Below are 17,925 nucleotides of genomic sequence, written 5' to 3'. Positions count from 1 at the left end.
ACGGACCGCCGTTTCGCGCGAAGCGGCCCCGCGAGACCGGCCCCGTGAAGCAGGTGCCGCGAAACCTTTCGCCCCGGCTCAGCTCGGCTCGTCGAGTCGGAAGCCGACCTTCAGGCCTACCTGATAGTGCGCGATCCGGCCATCTTTGATCTCTCCGCGAACCTCGGTCATCTCGAACCAGTCGAGATTGTGCAACGTTTCCGATGCCCGGCCGATGGCCACGCGGATGGCGTCGTCGATGCCGTCGTGGGAGGTTCCTACGATCTCGGTGACCCGATAGGTGTGTTTTGACATGGTGTGTCCCCTCTCGCTCCTCCTACGGTGCCTCACCCGAGCCCGGTACGCGAGGGGTCGTTGTGCAGAATGCCCCGTGAACGGAACTTGACCGATTCAGTGGTCCATACCAAAATCCAGCCACACCCGTGCGAGCACAGCCCGCAGTCCCCCACACCGGGTTCTTGGATTCGTCGTGCCGTTTCGCAGAAGGTGAACCTGGTGAAGAATCGCATGATCGTCGGAGCCGTCGCGCTCGTCTCCACTGTCGCCCTGGGCGGATGCGGGGTCGTTGGCGGTTCGGAGGCGTCCGGCAACAAAAAAGTCACGATCTGGCTGATGAAGAACAGCGTGTCCAACGATTTCCTCAAGCGGTTCACGAAGGCATATGAGGACGAGCACCCCTCCATTCGGCTGGAGTTCAAGATCCAGAGTTGGAGCGGAATCGGTCCGAAGGTCATGGACGCGCTCAAGGGGAAGGACACACCGGACGTCATCGAGGTCGGCAACACCCAGGTTTCCCAGTACGCGGACAGCGGTGGCCTGCGCGACCTCACGCTGGAGTCCGTGCGCGACCTCGGCAGCGAGGACTGGCTGCCCGGTCTCGCGGTTCCGGGGAGCATCGACGGTGTCCAGTACGGAATCCCCTGGTACGCGGCGAACAGAGTGGTCATCTACAACAAGGACCTCTTCGCGCAGGCCGGAATCACCTCCCTTCCCAAGACCCGCGACGAGTGGATCGAGGCCGGCGAGCAGCTCAATCGGGACGGCAATCAGGGCATCTACCTCGCCGGCCAGAACTGGTACGTGCTCGCCGGATTCATCTGGGACGAGGGCGGCGAACTCGCCGAGGACAGGACCGGCGAGTGGAAAGGCACTCTCGACAGTCCCGAGGCACTTCGGGGCATGAATTTCTACAAGAAACTCCAGGCGCTCGGCGACGGCCCCAAGAATGCGGACGAGGAAAAGCCCCCGCAGGCCGAGGTGTTCGCCGAGGGAGATGTCGCACAGATCATCGCGGTGCCCGGTGACGCCGCGCGGATCGAGCAGCTGAACCCCGAACTCAAGGGGAAACTCGGCTACTTCCCGATTCCGGGCAAGACCGCGAATGCACCCGGTTCCGTATTCACCGGCGGATCCGACCTGATCGTTCCGCAGCGGGCGGATCAGCGGGCCGCGGGCATCGACGTGGTCAAGGCGCTGGCGAGCAGCAAGTGGCAGGAGGAACTCGCCAAGACCATGAGCTACGTGCCCAACAAGCCGAGCCTCGCCCATGTCGTCGTCGGGCAGGAGGGCACGGCGGCGATGGCCCGCGGGGCGACGCAGGGACGGGCGACCCCTAACTCGCCGCAGTGGGCAGCGGTCGAGTCCGCCAACCCGATCAAGCCGTACATGACCACCGTTCTGGAGGGCGGTGACCCGCGCAAGGCGGCCAAGGCGGCATCGGAGAAGATCACGGCCCAGCTCGCGGGCAACTGACCCGCGGGCCGACGGCCCGCACGGGTCGGGGCACTGCCGCCCGCACCCGGCTTCGGGCCGCACCCGGGATTCAGCCTCCGCACATCCCGGCTCTCCCGGCCGGTCATGTCGAATCCAGCCGGTCACGGAAGAAGTAGGGGGCCGGGCCTTCGCAGCGGTGCGACGGCCCGGCGGCCGCCCTTGCCGATCCGTCATCGGAGACCGTCATGAACGCGCTGCCTGTCACCTCCCTCCCCGCCATCCCCGTCGTTCCGACGCAACCCGGCCCCGCCACCCCCTTGCGCTACCGGGTGTCCCTCGCCGCCGACCAGGAGGAGGTGCGCGCGGCCCAACGCCTGCGGCACCTGGTCTTCGCGGGTGAACTCGGCGCCCGGCTGGAGGGGGCCGAACCCGGCCTGGACAGCGACGCCTTCGACGCCTACTGCGACCACCTGCTGGTTCGGGAACAGAACACCGGGGACATCGTCGCCACCTACCGCGTGCTGCCGCCCGACCGGGCACGGATCGCCGGACGGCTCTACGCGGAGGGCGAGTTCGACCTCGCACGGCTCGCCCCGATCCGGGACGACCTGGTCGAGGTCGGACGGTCCTGCGTCCACCCGGCCCACCGGGACGGCGCCGTCATCGCGCTGATCTGGGCCGGACTCGCCCACTACATGGAGCGCACCGGCCACAACTGGCTGGCGGGCTGCTGTTCGGTGTCCCTCGCCGACGGCGGCCTGACGGCGGCGGGAGCCTGGGAGACCGTTCGTGCGAAATACCTGGCACCCGAGGACCACTGGGTGACGCCCCACCGCCTGTGGCGGGCCGACGCGGCGGTTGCCGGACGCGCGGACCTGCCCACCGGGCTCGCCACGCTCCCCCCGCTGCTGCGCGGGTACCTGCGGCTGGGGGCGAGGGTCTGCGGGGCACCGGCACACGACCCCGACTTCAACGTCGCCGACCTGTACGTGCTGCTGTCGCTGAGCAGCACCGACCCCCGCTACCTGCGCCACTTCCTCTCGCTCGCCCCCCTGCGATGAACCCCTGGCTGCCCACCGCGCCCTGCACACCGCGCACCTGCGCCGGACACGACGGCCCCACCCGGCCGCGTCCCCTCGCCGCGGCGCTGTTGTGCGCCGGCTGTGCACTCGTCCTGGCCGGGGCCCTGGGCGCCCCCTTCGTGCTGATGCTCGGCCCGACCCGGCGGGAACGGCTGATCCGCCGCTGGGCGCGCGGGGTCGTGCGGGCCTTCGGCGTACGCGTGCGGATCACCGGGGGACAGGCGCCGGACAACGCGCCGCGCACCGCGCCGGGCACCCTGGTCGTCGCCAACCACATCTCCTGGCTGGACATCCCGCTCGTCGCCGCCGTGTACCCCGGCCGGATGCTGGCCAAGCGGGAGATAGCGGCCTGGCCGGTGCTCGGACCGCTCGCCACCGCGGGCGGCACCCTGTTCGTCGAACGCGACCGGCTGCGCGCACTGCCCACGACCGTGCGCGAGATCGGCGCTGCGCTGCGCGAGGGGTCCCGGGTGATCGCGTTCCCGGAGGGTACGACCCGGTGCGGGCGCGGCGGCGGTCGTTACGGACCCGCCGTGTTCCAGGCCGCGATCGACGCGGACGCCGAGATCCGGCCGGTGCGCATCAGCTACCGGATCCGGCCGCCGCGCGGAACCGGGCGCGGCGGCCGGGCATCCGGTCCGGCCTGCTGTGCTCCGGCCGAACCACAAGGCCCGGCCGGTGCGGCCGCGTTCGTCGGCGACGACCCGCTCACCGCCTCGCTGTGGCGCGTGGTGACGGCAGCCGGGCTGACCGCCGACATCCGCGTCCTGCCACCGATCCGGGCCGGTGACCGGCCGGACCGCCGAGCACTGGCCCGGTTCGCTCAGACCGCCGTGGCCAACGACAGCGCGAACCGGTCGGCGGAATCCGTCCACCACTGATCCAACCTGAGCCCGGCAGCGGCGAGTTCGTCCCGGACGCCCTCCTCGCGGAACTTGGCCGACACCTCCGTGCGGACCTCCTCGCCGGCCTCGAACGGCACCACCAGATCCAGACCCCGGATCTTCACGGTCAGCGCCTCACGGGCCCGCAGCCGCATCTCGATCCACTCGTGCTGCGGGTCCCACAGCGCCACGTGCTCGAAGGCCGCCGGGTCGAAGTCCGCGCCCAGCTCCCGGTTCAGGACGTGCAGGACGTTCTTGTCGAACTCGGCGGTGACCCCCGCGGCGTCGTCGTACGCGGCGACCAGCACCTCCTCGTCCTTCACCAGGTCCGTACCGAGCAGCAGCGCGTCGCCGGGGGAGAGCAGCGACCGCACCGATCTCAGGAACGCCGCCCGCTCGTCGGGCAGCAGATTGCCGATCGTGCCGCCGAGGAACGCCACAAGCCGGGGCCCCGGGGTCCCCGGCAGCGCGAGACCGCCCGTGAAGTCGGCCACCAGGGCGTGCACGGAGAGCCCGGGGCGCTGCGCCAGCAGGGCCTCGGCGGCACCGCGCAGCGCGCTCTCGCTGACGTCGACCGGCACGTAGCTGTGCAGTGCGGGCAGTGCGTCCAGCAGGTGCCGGGTCTTGTCCGACGAGCCGGAGCCAAGCTCCACCAGCGTCCGTGCCTCCGAGACCGCGGCGATCTTTGCCGCGCGCCCGATGAGGATCTCGCGCTCGGCACGGGTCGGGTAGTACTCCGGGAGCCGGGTGATCTCCTCGAACAGTTCGCTGCCGCGAGCGTCGTAGAACCACTTCGGCGGCAGCGTCTTGGGCCGGCGGGTCAGACCGTGCAGCACATCGGCGCGCAGCGCCGCGTCCGTCGCGTCCGCCCGCAGGGTGCGGGTCAGCAGGAAGGGACTCACTGGGCGGGCTCCTTGAGCGGGGTCAGCAGAACGTCGTCGCGGGTGGCGGTCAGCAGCGTCCGGTCGGGTACCGCGCGCCAGCGCGGGTCGTCGTCGTACGGCTCCGAGGCCACGACCGTGCACGGGCCGGGACCGGTGAGGTACCACAGGGTGTCGCCCCATGCCGTCGCCACGATCCCGGTGCCATCGGTGATCAGCAGGTTCAGCCGCGATCCGGGAGCGGCCGACGCCACGTCGAGCACGGTGTCGGCGACAGCCTGCGCCGGTGCGTCGCCCTCGGCCAGCCGGTGCCGGACCAGGGCCCAGATCAGGGCCGAGTCGCACCGGGCGGTGAGGGACAGCAGCGCGGCCGGGGGCAGCGCGTGGGCGAGCGGGGCCAGGGAATCGGGCCAGCCCACCACCGCGCCGTTGTGGCTGAACAGCAGCGTGCCGTCGGCGAACGGTGCGGCTGCGGCCTCGCCGTCGTCGCTCGCCTCGGTCGCGTCGCGCACCGCGGCGAGCAGCGCGGTGCTGCGCACCACCCGGGCCAGATCGGAGAACGTCCGGTCGCCCCAGACCGGGCCCGCGCGCCGGTACCGTCCCGGCACCGCGTCGCCGTCCGCGTACCAGCCCACACCGAATCCGTCGGCGTTGACGGTCCCGTGCCGCTGGTGTCGCGGCGCCCACGACTGACGCACCAGGCCGTGCGGGGGCAGCACGAGCACCTCGCCCAGGGCCACTGCAGGCCCCAGGTAGGCGATATGACGGCACATCAGGCATCCCTCGCGGTGCGGAACCCGGAGAAGATCTGGCGCCGCACCGGCAGGTCCCAGTTGCGGAACGTCGCCCGGCAGGCCACAGGGTCCACGGCGAACGAACCGCCGCGCAGCACCTTGTGGGCCGGCCCGAAGAACACCTCCGAGTACTCGCGGTACGGGAACGCCGCGAAGCCCGGGTGGGGGAGGAAGTCGCTCGACGTCCACTCCCACACGTCACCGATCAACTGCCGTACGCCGAAGGGAGACTGGCCAGCGCCATAGGCTCCTGCCCGGGCCGGCCGCAGGTGGCGCTGCCCCAGGTTGGCCCGCTCGGGCGTCGGGTCCTCGTCGCCCCACGGATAGCGTGTGGAACGTCCCGACACCGGGTCGTGGCGTGCCGCCTTCTCCCACTCCGCCTCCGAGGGCAGTCGGCGTCCCGCCCAGCGGGCGTACGCGTCCGCCTCGTACCAGCTGACGTGCAGCACCGGCTCGTCCTCGGGCACCGTCTCGGTCACTCCGAAGCGGCGGCGCAGCCACCGGCCGCCGTCCCGGTGCCAGAACAGCGGGGCGGCGAGTTCGTGCTCGCGGACCATCGTCCAGCCCTCCGGGGCCCACCAGCGCCGTTGGGCGTACCCGCCGTCCTCGACGAAGCGCAGATAGGCGCCGCAGGTCACCGGGGTGGTGTCGAGGAAGAACGCGGGTACGTCGCGCACATGGGCGGGCCGTTCGTTGTCGAGGGCCCACGGTTCGGTCGACGTCCCCATCGTGAACGGTCCGCCGGGGACGAGCACCTCGGCGGCGAGGGTGTCCGCGTCGGTGGGGCCGGGCGGTACCGGCGCGGACAGCACCGCGGGTCCGGCCCGCAACTGATGGGTGATCAGCATCGTTTCGTCGTGCTGCTGCTCGTGCTGCGCGATCATGCCGAACGCGAAGCCGTCCCGCAGCAGCGGCCGGTCCTCGCGCAACGCCGTCCCGTCCAGGACGTCCAGCACGCGCCCCCGTACCTCCGATGCGTACGCGCGGGCCTCGGTGGGCGGCAGCAGCGGCAGTGCGGGGCGGGTCTCCCGGGGGTGCTCGAAGGCGTCGTACAGCCCGTCGATCTCCGGGCGCATCGCGTCCTGCCCGGCCACCGCGCGCAGCAGCCACAGTTCTTCCTGATTGCCGATGTGCGCGAGGTCCCAGACCAGGGGGGACATCAACGGCGAATGCTGGGCGGTCAGTTCGTGGTCGTCCACGCTGTCGGTCAGCAGCGCGGTGCGTTCCCGGGCGGCGAGCAGAGCGGCACGTGCGTGCTGCCGGAGCGCCTCGGGGTCCGTCCGGTCGGGGCCGGACGGCACACCGGCCCCTGCCGCGTCGGGTGCGGGGGAGTGAGTCATGAGTGGGGTCCCTCGTTGTGGCCGGAGTCGTTCGCCGGGTCCGGTGCGAACAGTCCGGGAAGGTCGTCGGCGGGGCACCGGCCGCGGGCGACGAAGCGGTCGTCGAACTCCGCGACCGTCTGCTGCACGGCCGCGCTCGCCCCCACCCGGGGCAGTGCCTCCAGCGCGGCCCGGAAACAGGTAGCGGCGGCAGCCCGCAGGTCCGGGTCGCCGAGCCCGTCGCGGGCGGCGCCCACCCACAACGGGTTGCGCGGCGCGGGGCCCGGCCCCGCCGTCTCGGCAAGCGGCTTGACGGCGCGGTACACGGTCTCGGCGGCCTCCGGGTCGTCGAACAGGGCGGTGACGACGGCCAGCGGCACCAGCCACCCGTCCGGGCCGTGCTGCGCGTCGATCATGCGGAATTCGAGGTGTCCGCGCGGACGCACGGGCGGAAAGAGGGTGCTGATGTGGTAGTCGAGGTCGTCGCGCACCGGTGGTCGTGGCAGGCCGGTGCGGATCCAGTCGCGAAAGGTCAGACCCTCCGGCACGGCCCACGGCCCGCGCTCCTCCCGGATGCACATCACCGGCGTGTCCAGGACGTGCGCGGCCCAGGCGTCGCGGGGTGGCAGCGGGCCGGCCGGTGCCAGGGCCCGCCGCGGATCGAGGTCGTTCCAGAGCGACTGCCGGGTGGACCGCCACGCGGTCGGACGGCCTTGGCGCAGGGGGGAATTGGCGAAGACCGCCACCAGCACCGCGCCCAGCAGATGGGCAAGTTGCCAGCGCCGCCCGTAGCCGAGCGGTCCGGGTTCCTCCTCTCCGGCGTCCAGGCACACCTGGACGGATGCCGAGGTGCACATCATGGCGCGGCCGGCCGGACCCGACCGGTCCAACGCGCTCTCCATGGCGTCGTAACGGGGCTCGCGCAGCCGACGGTGCGGAGCGTGCCACGGATCGACACCGAACCCCACCGGAGCGAGGTCCAGTCGGTCCAGGGCGCCGCGTACGGCGGCGAGATCGGCGGCCGTGGCATCGATGCAGGCCATCAGGGAGTCGGCGGGGCGCGAGCTGAGCTCCAGCTGGCCGCCGGGTTCGAAGGTGAGCGCCGCGCTCAGGGGCAGCTGCCGCAGGGCGGCGACGGCGTCGTCGAGCAGGTCGTGCGGGACCGGGACGCGGGGCCGGTCCCGGTGGTGAATGAGCCATTCGAGCTCCACACCGACCGCGGTGGGCGGCCCGGTCTTGAAACAGATGCAGCGCAGTAAGTCCTCCGCCCCGCTCTCGTCCAGGGGCGGGGCCTGGCCGGGCGGACCGTGGTCGCCGGATGCTTCGGATGACATGGCGGGCCTCCTTCCGGTCGGTTCGTCCTCCCACCCAAACTCCTGCCGGGGGATCGCACAAGAGCGCCCCGGCGGGTCGGAAATTCGCTTGCGCGCATGCTGTCGGACCATCGAGCATGCCCCGTATGCACCACATGGGGGAGTATCGATGAGCGCAAGGCTGCGCGCCATCGCGCGCGAGACCGAGGACATCGTGGCGGCCGGCCGCTACCGCACCCCGCAGGGCCGCGAGGTGAACATCGAACGGGCCCTCGCCGCCGCGCTCTCGGGCACCCGGATGTACGGTCCCGCTCCGGTCCCGGTCGCGGCCCTCGATGCGGACCGCACACCCGCCGTCGAGGTGACCGACGAGAGCAGCCTGCGGGCCGCGCACCGCATGACCGGCGAGGCACCCGGCAGGATCGCGGTCCTCAACTACGCCTCCGCCCGCAACCCGGGCGGCGGATACCTCAACGGCGCACAGGCCCAGGAAGAAGCCCTCTGCCGGAGTTCGGCGCTGCACGCCACACTGCTGCGCGCGCCCGAGTACTACGCCCACCACCGCGCCGAACGCAGCGTCCTCTACACCGACCGGGTGATTCACTCACCGGGCGTTCCGGTCTTCCGCGACGACCGGGGGCGACTGCTCGACACCCCGTTCACCGTCGGATTCCTCACTTCTCCGGCGCCCAACGCCTCGGCCGTCCGCAGCCGAACCCCCGAGGACGCCCACCGCATCCCCGCCGCCCTGGCCTCGCGCGCCGAACGGGTGCTGGAGGTCGCCGCGGTGCGCGGTTACCGCAGACTGGTCCTGGGTGCCTGGGGTTGCGGCGTGTTCGGCAACGATCCGGCACAGGTGGCCCGTACGTTCCGGGCCCTGCTCCTGGACGGCGGCAGGTTCGCCGGACACTTCGAGCAGATCGTCTTCGGCATCCTCGACCGCGGCCCCGATGCCCCCACCCGGTCCGCCTTCAGCCGGGTGTTCGGCGGTCAGCCCCAGCCGTAGCGTTCCCGCAGCCGCCCGACGACCCGATCGAACCGGTCGCGGTCGAGGGCGCATGCCTCACGCCGCATCCCGCCCTCGTGGACGCGCAGCACCCGGTCCAGATCGACCCAGGACGGACGGCCCGAGCTGTCCCACGGCCCGGCCCCGAGCGCCACCCATTCGCGGTCCCGGTCGTGCTGCTTGCTGGACAACCGCACGGCCAGGAGCGTGCCCGCCGACTCCCGGGCCACCACCAGCACCGGACGGTCCTTGCCGCGTCCGTCGTTCTCCTCGAACGGCACCCACGTCCAGACGATCTCGCCCGGATCGGGGTCGCCGTCCCGGTCGGGGGCGTACGAGGTACGGACCGGACCCACGTCGCGCGGATCGGCCTCACGAGTCGCGCCGGGCCCGGTGCGACCGGGGAAGGAGGCAGGGCCCTCGGCGTCGTGGTCATGGTGCTGCGTGTTCATCCCCTCACCGTAGAGCCCGCGTCGCCCGGCCCGGCGGGCGGGGCGGGGGAGCGTACGCGGGCCGGTGCGGCACCGGCCCGGCGATCCGTTTCCCGGCGATCGTCCACCGCTGTCCCGATGATGCGTCATATCGGCCTGAACGAGGCGCTCATGGCGTCCGGTCTGCAAGACTGCCCGTCGCCATGAGCCAGTTACCGAACCAGCCCACCGAGGGCCCCGTCCCGACCAGCGCCGATGTCGCACGAGTCGCCGGCGTCTCCCGGGCCACCGTGTCGTACGTGCTGAACGACAACAGCGCCGTACGCATCAGCGAACCCACCCGGCGCCGGGTCAGGGAGGCCGCCGCCGAACTCGGCTACGTCCCGCACGCGGCGGCCCGCAGCCTGCGCGCCGGACACACCCGCACGGTGGTCCTGCCCACCGTCGACCTCCCGTCCGGTCCGCTCCACCACCGCTTCGTCCACGACCTGGAGGCCGGGCTGCGCCGCCTCGACTACACCGTGGTCCAGTACGGCAGCTCCGGCCTGGGCGCCGACGACGCCGCCCGGGCCTGGGCCGAACTGCGCCCCGTCGCCGTCGTCGCACCCGGCACCATCGCCCTCACCCCGCAGGGCATATCCGTGCTCAGACGATCGGGGGCCAGGGCCGTCATCACCCTGGGGCCCCGCCCGGTGGCCGGGGCCCACGCGCTGATCATGGACCAGCAGGAGGTGGGCGGCAGCGCCGTCGGGCATCTGCTGGGACGCGGCCGTCGCCGCATCGGCGTGGTCATGCCGCAGGAGGACGGCCTCGGTCCGATCGCGGAACCCAGGCTGGCCGGGGCCCGGCATGCCGCGCGGGGCCACGGGGCCCACATCGAACCACTGCCGCTGCGCTACGAGGAGGAATCGGCCGCCCGGTTGGCCTCCGGCTGGCGTGCCCTGGGCCTGGACGCCGTGTTCGCGTACAACGACGAGTACGCGATGCTCCTGATGAGAGCGTTCCAGGACGTGGGCGTCGACGTGCCCCGCGAGACGGCCGTGGTCGGTGCCGACGATCTGATGCTCGGCAGACTGCTGCGGCCCCGGCTCAGCACCGTGCGGATGGAACCCGTCACGGCCCGGCCGCTCGCGGACCTCGTCGACCGACTGGTGCGCCACCCGAAAGGCGCACCCGAGCACCACGACCTGCTGCGGGTCGACGTGGTCCACCGCGAATCCAGCTGACCCCGGTATCCGCTCCCGGCCCGCCGGGCGGGCCCGGGTGCGCCGCGAGGCGCGTTCCGGGCCCCGTGCCCGAGGCCGTCCCGCACCCCCGGCGGACCCACGAGGAAGGCCGGGGGCATCTTTCTCCGCCGCGGACAGCGGGGCACCGGACTCCGCCGCGTGCTCCACTGCCGATCGTGGGCGAGGTCGTTAGCGTCTTGCCCATGAGCCACCCGCAGAGTTTCGAGATCCTGATCGTCCCCGAATTCACCGAGGGCACCACCGACGCCACCCGGACGGGCGCTGCCATCCGCTCCGCGGTGGTGACGGCGACCGGCGAGACCGGGGCATCGGGCTACCCCCGGTACGCGGGCGAAGGGGTCGTGGCGGACATCGACCCGGCGACGCACGCCGTCGAAGCCCTCCTCGTCGACGGGGCCGAGCTGGACTACGGGCTCTCCGTCCGGATCAGGGAGACGAACAACGACGACGGCTCCGGCGTCCGTGCCGACGGCTGACGCCGGACCGCCGGGGCCCGCCCGGGACCGCTGCCCCGGGCGGGCCCCGACGCCCACTGCCGGTGCTACTGCTGCTGCTCCTTCTGCCCGCTCTCGATGGACTTGCGGACCTCGTCCATGTCCAGCTTCCGGGCCTGCCCGATGACATCCTCCAGCGCCGCCTCCGGCAGCGCCCCGGGCTGCGCGAAGACCGCCACGTTCTCCCGGACGATCATCAGCGTGGGGATGGAACGGATGTCGAACGCCGCCGCCAGCTCCTGCTGCGCCTCCGTGTCGACCTTGGCGAAGACCAGGTCCTCGTGGCGTTCCGACGCCGCGTCGTACACCGGCGCGAACTGCCGGCAGGGGCCGCACCAGGAAGCCCAGAAGTCGATCAGGACGAAGTCGTTGTCACTGACGACCTGATCGAAGTTTTCCTTGGTGAGCTCGATGGTGCTCATGCCTCTTACCTCTTCCCTCGGCGGCGCGGATCTGTCCGGCACAACGGCGCCGTGCACCCGCGGTATTCCGCCTGCCCATGTGGCCGTCGCTCACACCCGCCACCAGACTGTTCCCCATGACGAATCCCTCCCTGAACGCCGAGTACGACGTCGTGGTGATCGGAGCGGGGCCGGTGGGCGAGAACGTCGCCGACCGGGCCCGCGCCGCCGGCCTGAGCACGGCGGTCGTCGAGTCGGAACTCATCGGCGGCGAATGCTCGTACTGGGCCTGCATGCCCAGCAAGGCACTGCTGCGTCCGGTCGTCGCCCGGGCAGATGCCCGCAGGGTCCCCGGCCTCGCCGACGCCGTGCGGGGGCCGCTGGACACCGCCGCGGTCCTCGCGCACCGGGACGACTACGCCTCGCACTGGAAGGACGACGGACAGGCCGCCTGGCTGGACGGCATCGGGGCGGACATCTTCCGCGGCCCGGGCAGACTGACCGGCGAGCGATCGGTCTCGGTCACCGCGCCCGACGGGACCGAACACCACCTCACCGCCCGGCACGCCGTCGCGGTCTGCACCGGCAGCCGCGCCGTCGTACCCGACCTGCCCGGCATCGACGAGGCCCGTCCCTGGACCAGCCGGGAGGCGACCAGCGCCAAGAAGGTGCCCGGCCGTCTCGTGATCGTCGGAGGCGGCGTCGTCGGAACGGAGATGGCCACCGTCTGGCAGGCACTCGGCTCCCGCGTGACGATGCTGATCCGCGGCAAGGGACTGCTGCCGAGGATGGAACCCTTCGCGGGTGAACTCGTCGCGCGGGCACTGGTGGAGGCGGGCGCCGACATCCGCACCGGAACGTCGGCGACCGCCGTACGGCGCCCGGTGCCCGACGGCCCGGTGACCGTCGAACTCGACGACGGCGGGCACATCGAGGCCGATGAGATCCTCTTCGCCACCGGCCGCGCCCCGCGCACCGACGACCTGGGACTCGAAACGGTCGGCCTGGCTCCGGGCTCCTGGCTCACCGTCGACGACAGTTGCCGCGTCGACGGCAGCACCTGGCTGTATGCCGTCGGCGACGTCAACCACCGGGCGCTCCTCACCCATCAGGGCAAGTACCAGGCGCGCGTCGCCGGGGACGCGATCGCCGCCCGCGCCCACGGCGCGCCGCTGGAGACCGGGTCCTGGGGCGCCCATGCCGCCACTGCCGACCACGGAGCCGTGCCCCAGGTCGTCTTCACCGATCCGGAGGCCGCCTCGGTCGGTCTCACCCTCGCGGAGGCGGAACGAGCCGGTCACCGCGTACGCGTCGTCGACGCCGATCTCGCCTCGGCGGCAGGCGCCGGCCTGTACGCGGACGGCTACCGGGGCCGCGCCCGCATGGTCGTGGACCTCGACCGGCAGATCCTGCTGGGGGTCACCTTCGTCGGCCCCGGCATCGGTGAACTGCTCCACTCGGCGACGATCGCCGTCGCGGGCGAGGTCCCCCTGCACCGACTGTGGCATGCCGTCCCCTCCTACCCGACCATCAGCGAGATCTGGCTGCGCCTGCTGGAGGCGTACCGGGACGCGTAGGCGGTGCGGCGACCGGGCGGCCGCACCCTCGCCACCGGCCCCGCCCCCACCCACGGCCCCTTCGCGTCGCGACGGCGTGCCGCTGCGGACCGCGGGACCCCGGGGCGGGGCACCCGTCGACCTGCTTCCCGGACCGCTACCGTGCCCCGGCGGGGGACAGCGGATGACCGCAGCTCAGGTTCCACCGCCCCGACCGGCCGCTGAGCCCGGTCAGCGTCAGCGGCGCGACATCCAGCCGCCAGAACGCGGCCGTCGGCAGGGCGAGAGCCCGCACGACCGATGCCCGCACCACCGCGGGCTCGACGACCGCCACCGTCCGGACACGGTCGCCGCCGTCCGGGTCCGGCACCGACTCCAGCCACGCACCGATCCGCCCGCAGAACGCCAGGAGCGACTCCCCGCCGTGCGGAGCCGCCGAGGGATCGGCCAGCCACGCCGACACCGCGTCCGGTTCGTCCGCGCCCACGTCCGCCAGCCGCCGTCCGGCCCATCGGCCCATGTCCCAGCCGCGCAGCACGGGTTCGGTGACGGCTCGCAGCCCCAGCGCCTCGGCGGTGCCGGTGCACCGCCCCGACGGGCCGCACACGTACCGGTCGGCGGACGGCACCGCCGAGGCGGCCTTTCGGGCGTGCCGGTGCCCGGCCGGGTCGAGCGGGGCGTCACCGTCGAATCGCGCCTCGCGCAGCGCCGCGTTGAGCGCGGGTGAGATCATCATCACGTGTTCCGTCATGGGCAGGTCAATCCCCCTCGAACCATGGGCACCGGGAGCGCCCACCCTTCCATGCCGGTGCGCAGCGGTACGCGGGGGCCATGGCCGTGCTCACGCCCAGGCGGTATCGTCCGCAGCACATGACGAAGGTGTGACGGAAGCCCGGTGAGACTCCGGCACGGTCGCGCCACTGTGTACCCGTACCCGTACGGGAAGTCAGACCCAGCACCTTCGTTTCGGCACCACGATCGGGACGCGTGTTCCCCCAGGAGGTTCTGCCATGGCACAGTCCGCTGCCCCCGCCGCCGTACCGGCGATCACCCCCATCTCCCTGAAGACTCTTGCCCCTTGGGCTGTCTTCTTCGGCATCCTCATGCTCGTCCTGCTGTACTTCGTCGGCGCCGAGCAGGGCGCCACCTCCGTCATCTCCGGCGCCGGAGTGCACGAGTGGGTCCACGACGGGCGCCACCTCCTCGGTTTCCCCTGCCACTGACGTACTGTCCGAACCAGGGGAAGACCCATGAACTCCATATCCGTCAGAGCCCTTCTCGTCCGCGGCATGCTGGCCGGACTCGTAGCGGGCGTGCTCGCCCTGGCCGTCGCGTACTTCCTGGGCGAGTCCCGGGTGGACGCGGCCATCGCGCTCGAAGAGGCGCACAGCCATGACCACGGCGGCGAGGAACTCGTCAGCCGCACCATGCAGTCCACCGCCGGTCTCGCCACCGGTGTGCTGGTCTTCGGCGTGGCGATCGGCGGCATCGCCGCCCTCGTCTTCTGCTACGCCCTCGGCAGGATCGGCAGGTTCGGCCCGCGAGCCACCGCGGCGCTTATCGCGGGCGCGGCACTGCTCACCGTGTACGTGGTGCCCTTCCTGAAGTACCCGGCCAACCCGCCGGCCGTCGGCAACCCCGACACCATCGGCCGGCGCACCGGACTGTTCTTCCTGATGGTCGCCCTGAGCGTGCTGCTGGCCGTCGCCGCCGTGATCCTCGGCCGACGGCTCGCTCCCCGCCTGGGCAACTGGAACGCGACGATCACCGCAGCCGGCGGGTACATCGTCGTGATCGGCCTCGCCTACGCGTTCCTGCCCTCGTTCAACGAGGTGGGCGAGGACTTCCCGGCCTCCCTGCTGTGGGAGTTCCGGCTGGCCACCCTCGCCGTCCAGGTCACCCTCTGGGCCGTCTTCGGCGTCGTCTTCGGTCACCTGACGGAACGGCTCCTCCTGCCCGGCGCCACCGCGACGGGTTCCTCGTCCGCCGCGTCGGACCGGACCGCCGCGGCGGCCGGCTGACCGGCGCGTCACTCACCACGCGCGGACATCGGGGCCCGCCGGGAACCACCCGGCGGGCCCCGCCGTCGCCGCGCGCCGTTCACCCTCGACCGGTGCGGCCCGCATCGAAGTCCCCGGAGAAGGCCGCCGCCATGCGCAGGTGGCCGCTCGCCTCCGCACTCCGCCCCTGGCGCTCCAGCGTGCGGCCGAGCATCAGCCGGGCGTAGGGCTCCACCGGGTCACGCTCCAGAATGACCCGCAGCTGCGTCTCGGCCCTGCCGAGACGGGCCGAGTGGTAGTACGCGCGGGCCAGCAGCAGGCGCGGGGACACCTGCTCCGGCACCTCCTCGACCAGCCCTTCGAGGATCCGGGCGGCGCTCATGTATTCCTTCGCCTCGAAGAACATCCGGGCACGGTCCCAGCGGTCGGCCGCCGTGCCGAACTCGAAGTAGCTGTCGCTCATGTGGCCTCCTCGCTCAAGGACCGCGCGCCGGATTCCCGCCCGCGCGGCTCCGACCCGCCCATGCGTCCGGATCATTGCGTCTGCGGCAACACGACATGTTGGTTGAATATTCCACTAAGTGCTCGGCGTGGGTACCGGTGCCTCCGGGCTCCCGCGGGAATAGGTTGAGCGCCATGAACAACATCGTTCCCTGAGCTGTAGCAGGTCAGAGGAGTGAACACCCCCTGACCTGCAACGCAGCATGCATGTACGAGTAGTTCGTCGCATCTTCGCGCAGCACGTTGCAGCGATCTGCGTGATCGATTTCCCATCGGTTTCCCAGTTTCCCACCTGACCGAGAGGGTAGAATCCGGGCGAAATCGCCACAGGGGGCCGGAGGCCAGTGATGGGACGCTGTTGGCGAATTCCGGTTCTCGCGTGACGTCGGCTCCCAAGACCCTGTTGTGGTCTGGGGAGCCGACGTTGTCGTATGGGGAGGATGCCGATGTCGATGCAGCCGAGGGAGCCGGGGGAGATCCCGGTGGAGACGGTGCGGGTGGCACGCGCGGCCTTCCCGAAGGGCAGTCTGGCGATCCGGGTCCGTGATGAGCTGGGTGTCCTGTTCACCGATGAGCAGTTCGAGGGTCTGTTCCCGGTGAGAGGGAAGCCTGCCTGGTCACCGGGGCGGCTGGCGATGGTGCTGGTGTTGCAGTTCGTGGAGGGGCTGACCGACCGGCAGGCCGCTGAGGCGGTGCGGGCCCGGATCGACTGGAAGTTCGCGTTGGGACTGGAGCTGGCCGATCCCGGCTTCGACTTCTCGGTGCTCTCAGAGTTCAGGGACCGTCTGGTGGGCGGGGATGCGGGGCGGGTGGTGCTGGACGCGATCCTGGTCGCGGCCAAGGACCGGGGGCTGCTCGCGTCGGGTGGGAGGGCGCGGACCGACTCCACGCATGTGCTCTCCTCGGCGCGTGAGCTGAACTGGCTGGAGCTGGTCGGCGAGACGTTACGGGCAGCGATGAACGCGGTGGCCGACGCCGAGCCGGACTGGCTCAGGGCCCGTGCGCTGCCGGACTGGTTCAAGCACTACGCGACCCGGATCGAGGACTCCCGCTTCCCTAAAGCCCACACCAAGCGGGTTGAGGTGGGCCGGCGGATCGGAGCCGACGGCATGCGTCTGCTGCGCATGGTCTGGTCGGACGACGCGCCACCGGCGCTTCGGGAACTGCCGGAAGTCGGCATTCTGCGGCAGGTATGGGTCCAGCACTTCCACGTGGTGGAGGGCGAGGTGGCACGGAGGGACCCAAAAGACCGCCCGCCGGGCGCGAAGCGCCTGGTCACCCCGTATGACATCGAGGCCCGCGGCAGCGTCAAACGCGACACGATGTGGGACGGCTACAAGGTCCACCTCACCGAGACGTGCGAGCCGGACGCGGTGCATCTGGTCACGGAGGTGACCACCACCGTCGCCACTGTCCCCGACGACCGGATGGCCGCCGTCGTCCACACAGGTCTCGCGAGGCGGGGCCTGCTGCCGGACGAACACTGGGTCGACGCCGGTTACGCCAACTCCAGCGCCCTGGCAGCCTCCCGCATCGACCATGATGTCGACCTGCACGGGCCACTGGTGCCGGTGACCGTCGCCCAGGCCCGTGGCGAGGGCACCTACGGACAGGACGCCTTCACCATCGACTGGGACAACCAGCACGTGACCTGCCCGAACGGAATTACCAGCACCCAGTGGCACCACCGCCGCTCCGAAGAACAACTCCCTCTGATCCGGGTCCGGTTCTCCCCGGCGGACTGCCGCACCTGCCCCAGCCTCCGGGACTGTGTCAGCTCGCCGAAGGCCCAGCGCCGGGAGATCACCCTGCGGCCCCGCCACGAATACGAAGCCCTCCACCAGGCACGGCAGCTCCAGGCAACCGACGAGTGGAAGGACCGCTACAAGATCCGTGCCGGGGTCGAAGGGACCATCTCCCAAGGAGTGCAAGCCTGCGGCCTGCGCAGATCCCGCTACCGCGGACTCGGAAAGACCAGCCTCCAGCACCAGCTCACCGGCGCCGCGATCAACCTCATCCGCATCAACGCCTGGCTCACCGACACACCCCGCGCCCGCACCCGGACCAGCCCCCTGGCAGCACTTCGCCCCGCCGCATAACGACGGGGCGAAGCATCAGGGCCCGGAATTACTGACTTCGGCGTATTAGGGTCTGTCCGGTCTGTCGAGAGCGAGGCCCGTCCCGGCAAGGAATCCGCCGAGGATGCCGTGCCGGTACTGCAGCGCTTTGAGCCGCCTGCGGAGCAGAGTCTCCAGCTCGTTGAGGGTGCGGGCGGCCAGGTTGGCCAGGCTCCGCTTGATGTG

19 protein-coding genes are annotated in these 17,925 nt (G+C 71.6%); 10 read left to right on the top strand and 9 right to left on the bottom strand.

Translation table 11 applies throughout. The features are described from left to right. Positions 1-78: 78 nt before the first annotated feature. Positions 79-294, bottom strand: coding sequence for a dodecin (locus tag ACFC79_RS30980; RefSeq protein WP_376246968.1), 216 nt, complete (start codon positions 292-294; stop codon positions 79-81). 201 nt (positions 295-495) lie between these two features. Here ACFC79_RS30980 and ACFC79_RS30975 point away from each other — a divergent pair, with 201 nt between their 5' ends. From ACFC79_RS30975 to ACFC79_RS30965, 3 genes are all read left to right on the top strand, one after another. Continuing rightward, positions 496-1,752 (top strand): extracellular solute-binding protein, encoded by a 1,257-nt coding sequence (locus ACFC79_RS30975; protein ID WP_376246965.1) that lies wholly within the window; start codon positions 496-498, stop codon positions 1,750-1,752. A gap of 206 nt (positions 1,753-1,958) precedes the next feature. Next, positions 1,959-2,774, top strand: a complete 816-nt coding sequence (locus ACFC79_RS30970) for a GNAT family N-acetyltransferase (RefSeq protein WP_376246962.1) — start codon at positions 1,959-1,961, stop codon at positions 2,772-2,774. After that, complete coding sequence (locus ACFC79_RS30965; protein ID WP_376246959.1) at positions 2,771-3,676, top strand: lysophospholipid acyltransferase family protein; 906 nt, start codon at positions 2,771-2,773, stop codon at positions 3,674-3,676. Before ACFC79_RS30970 ends, ACFC79_RS30965 begins: the two co-directional genes overlap by 4 nt. Here ACFC79_RS30965 and egtD read toward each other — a convergent pair. The 4 genes from egtD to egtA are packed head-to-tail and all read right to left on the bottom strand — an operon-like array spanning position 3,619 to position 8,007. Next, complete coding sequence (egtD, locus tag ACFC79_RS30960; protein ID WP_376246956.1) at positions 3,619-4,581, bottom strand: L-histidine N(alpha)-methyltransferase; 963 nt, start codon at positions 4,579-4,581, stop codon at positions 3,619-3,621. The two genes, ACFC79_RS30965 and egtD, sit on opposite strands and share 58 nt — an antisense overlap. Continuing rightward, positions 4,578-5,333 (bottom strand): ergothioneine biosynthesis protein EgtC, encoded by a 756-nt coding sequence (gene egtC, locus ACFC79_RS30955; RefSeq protein ID WP_376246953.1) that lies wholly within the window; start codon positions 5,331-5,333, stop codon positions 4,578-4,580. The genes egtD and egtC overlap by 4 nt, the downstream gene beginning before the upstream one ends. Beyond that, positions 5,333-6,694: an ergothioneine biosynthesis protein EgtB gene (egtB, locus tag ACFC79_RS30950; protein ID WP_376246951.1), complete on the bottom strand. Its 1,362-nt coding sequence runs from the start codon at positions 6,692-6,694 to the stop codon at positions 5,333-5,335. Before egtB ends, egtC begins: the two co-directional genes overlap by 1 nt. Further along, positions 6,691-8,007: an ergothioneine biosynthesis glutamate--cysteine ligase EgtA gene (egtA, locus tag ACFC79_RS30945; RefSeq protein WP_376246948.1), complete on the bottom strand. Its 1,317-nt coding sequence runs from the start codon at positions 8,005-8,007 to the stop codon at positions 6,691-6,693. Before egtA ends, egtB begins: the two co-directional genes overlap by 4 nt. 148 nt (positions 8,008-8,155) lie before the next feature. Between egtA and ACFC79_RS30940 the strand changes: the two genes are divergently transcribed. Beyond that, entirely contained in the window at positions 8,156-8,992 is an 837-nt protein-coding gene (locus ACFC79_RS30940; protein WP_376246945.1) for a TIGR02452 family protein, read from the top strand. Here ACFC79_RS30940 and ACFC79_RS30935 read toward each other — a convergent pair. Then, a complete protein-coding gene (locus ACFC79_RS30935; RefSeq protein WP_376246944.1) occupies positions 8,977-9,444 on the bottom strand; it encodes a type II toxin-antitoxin system PemK/MazF family toxin in 468 nt (155 codons plus the stop codon). The two genes, ACFC79_RS30940 and ACFC79_RS30935, sit on opposite strands and share 16 nt — an antisense overlap. A gap of 182 nt (positions 9,445-9,626) precedes the next feature. Between ACFC79_RS30935 and ACFC79_RS30930 the strand changes: the two genes are divergently transcribed. Beyond that, complete coding sequence (locus tag ACFC79_RS30930) at positions 9,627-10,649, top strand: LacI family DNA-binding transcriptional regulator (protein WP_376246941.1); 1,023 nt, start codon at positions 9,627-9,629, stop codon at positions 10,647-10,649. Positions 10,650-10,852: 203 nt separating this feature from the next. After that, positions 10,853-11,146, top strand: coding sequence for a hypothetical protein (locus tag ACFC79_RS30925; protein WP_376246938.1), 294 nt, complete (start codon positions 10,853-10,855; stop codon positions 11,144-11,146). A 65-nt stretch (positions 11,147-11,211) separates the two neighbouring features. Here ACFC79_RS30925 and trxA read toward each other — a convergent pair whose 3' ends face one another. Further along, positions 11,212-11,586 (bottom strand): thioredoxin, encoded by a 375-nt coding sequence (gene trxA, locus ACFC79_RS30920; RefSeq protein ID WP_376246935.1) that lies wholly within the window; start codon positions 11,584-11,586, stop codon positions 11,212-11,214. A gap of 116 nt (positions 11,587-11,702) precedes the next feature. Between trxA and ACFC79_RS30915 the strand changes: the two genes are divergently transcribed. Next, positions 11,703-13,142, top strand: a complete 1,440-nt coding sequence (locus ACFC79_RS30915) for a dihydrolipoyl dehydrogenase family protein (protein ID WP_376246933.1) — start codon at positions 11,703-11,705, stop codon at positions 13,140-13,142. A 136-nt stretch (positions 13,143-13,278) separates the two neighbouring features. On the opposite strand, the gene ACFC79_RS30910 is transcribed toward ACFC79_RS30915, so the two are convergent. Continuing rightward, positions 13,279-13,872 carry a histidine phosphatase family protein gene (locus ACFC79_RS30910; RefSeq protein ID WP_376246931.1) on the bottom strand — a complete coding sequence of 198 codons (594 nt, stop codon included), beginning with the start codon at positions 13,870-13,872 and terminating at the stop codon, positions 13,279-13,281. Between the two features lie 259 nt (positions 13,873-14,131). Between ACFC79_RS30910 and ACFC79_RS30905 the strand changes: the two genes are divergently transcribed. Further along, positions 14,132-14,344, top strand: a complete 213-nt coding sequence (locus ACFC79_RS30905; RefSeq protein WP_376246929.1) for a CbtB-domain containing protein — start codon at positions 14,132-14,134, stop codon at positions 14,342-14,344. Between the two features lie 27 nt (positions 14,345-14,371). Continuing rightward, on the top strand, positions 14,372-15,142 hold the full coding sequence (locus tag ACFC79_RS30900) for a CbtA family protein (RefSeq protein WP_376246926.1): 771 nt from the start codon (positions 14,372-14,374) through the stop codon (positions 15,140-15,142). Between the two features lie 79 nt (positions 15,143-15,221). Here the strand turns inward: ACFC79_RS30900 and ACFC79_RS30895 are convergent, their stop codons facing one another. Then, positions 15,222-15,584: a tetratricopeptide repeat protein gene (locus tag ACFC79_RS30895; protein WP_376246924.1), complete on the bottom strand. Its 363-nt coding sequence runs from the start codon at positions 15,582-15,584 to the stop codon at positions 15,222-15,224. A gap of 484 nt (positions 15,585-16,068) precedes the next feature. Between ACFC79_RS30895 and ACFC79_RS30890 the strand changes: the two genes are divergently transcribed. Beyond that, entirely contained in the window at positions 16,069-17,721 is a 1,653-nt protein-coding gene (locus tag ACFC79_RS30890) for an IS1182 family transposase (protein ID WP_376246922.1), read from the top strand. Positions 17,722-17,925: the final 204 nt, after the last annotated feature.

It is taken from the genome of Streptomyces sp. NPDC056061 (assembly GCF_042266885.1).
Lineage (GTDB): Bacteria > Actinomycetota > Actinomycetes > Streptomycetales > Streptomycetaceae > Streptomyces.
The sequence above is the reverse complement of the archived record's forward strand: the minus strand, read 5'-3'. Positions and strand labels throughout refer to the sequence as shown.

Bases quoted from the DNA above. Each gene is read 5' to 3' on its own strand.
- ACFC79_RS30980 (WP_376246968.1), bottom strand. From the start codon at position 294: ATGTCAAAACACACCTATCGGGTCACCGAGATCGTAGGAACCTCCCAC.
- ACFC79_RS30970 (WP_376246962.1), top strand. From the start codon at position 1,959: ATGAACGCGCTGCCTGTCACCTCCCTCCCCGCCATCCCCGTCGTTCCG.
- ACFC79_RS30965 (WP_376246959.1), top strand. From the start codon at position 2,771: ATGAACCCCTGGCTGCCCACCGCGCCCTGCACACCGCGCACCTGCGCC.
- egtC (WP_376246953.1), bottom strand. From the start codon at position 5,333: ATGTGCCGTCATATCGCCTACCTGGGGCCTGCAGTGGCCCTGGGCGAG.
- egtB (WP_376246951.1), bottom strand. From the start codon at position 6,694: ATGACTCACTCCCCCGCACCCGACGCGGCAGGGGCCGGTGTGCCGTCC.
- egtA (WP_376246948.1), bottom strand. From the start codon at position 8,007: ATGTCATCCGAAGCATCCGGCGACCACGGTCCGCCCGGCCAGGCCCCG.
- ACFC79_RS30940 (WP_376246945.1), top strand. From the start codon at position 8,156: ATGAGCGCAAGGCTGCGCGCCATCGCGCGCGAGACCGAGGACATCGTG.
- ACFC79_RS30935 (WP_376246944.1), bottom strand. From the start codon at position 9,444: ATGAACACGCAGCACCATGACCACGACGCCGAGGGCCCTGCCTCCTTC.
- ACFC79_RS30930 (WP_376246941.1), top strand. From the start codon at position 9,627: ATGAGCCAGTTACCGAACCAGCCCACCGAGGGCCCCGTCCCGACCAGC.
- ACFC79_RS30925 (WP_376246938.1), top strand. From the start codon at position 10,853: ATGAGCCACCCGCAGAGTTTCGAGATCCTGATCGTCCCCGAATTCACC.
- trxA (WP_376246935.1), bottom strand. From the start codon at position 11,586: ATGAGCACCATCGAGCTCACCAAGGAAAACTTCGATCAGGTCGTCAGT.
- ACFC79_RS30915 (WP_376246933.1), top strand. From the start codon at position 11,703: ATGACGAATCCCTCCCTGAACGCCGAGTACGACGTCGTGGTGATCGGA.
- ACFC79_RS30910 (WP_376246931.1), bottom strand. From the start codon at position 13,872: ATGACGGAACACGTGATGATGATCTCACCCGCGCTCAACGCGGCGCTG.
- ACFC79_RS30905 (WP_376246929.1), top strand. From the start codon at position 14,132: ATGGCACAGTCCGCTGCCCCCGCCGCCGTACCGGCGATCACCCCCATC.
- ACFC79_RS30900 (WP_376246926.1), top strand. From the start codon at position 14,372: ATGAACTCCATATCCGTCAGAGCCCTTCTCGTCCGCGGCATGCTGGCC.
- ACFC79_RS30895 (WP_376246924.1), bottom strand. From the start codon at position 15,584: ATGAGCGACAGCTACTTCGAGTTCGGCACGGCGGCCGACCGCTGGGAC.
- ACFC79_RS30890 (WP_376246922.1), top strand. From the start codon at position 16,069: ATGTCGATGCAGCCGAGGGAGCCGGGGGAGATCCCGGTGGAGACGGTG.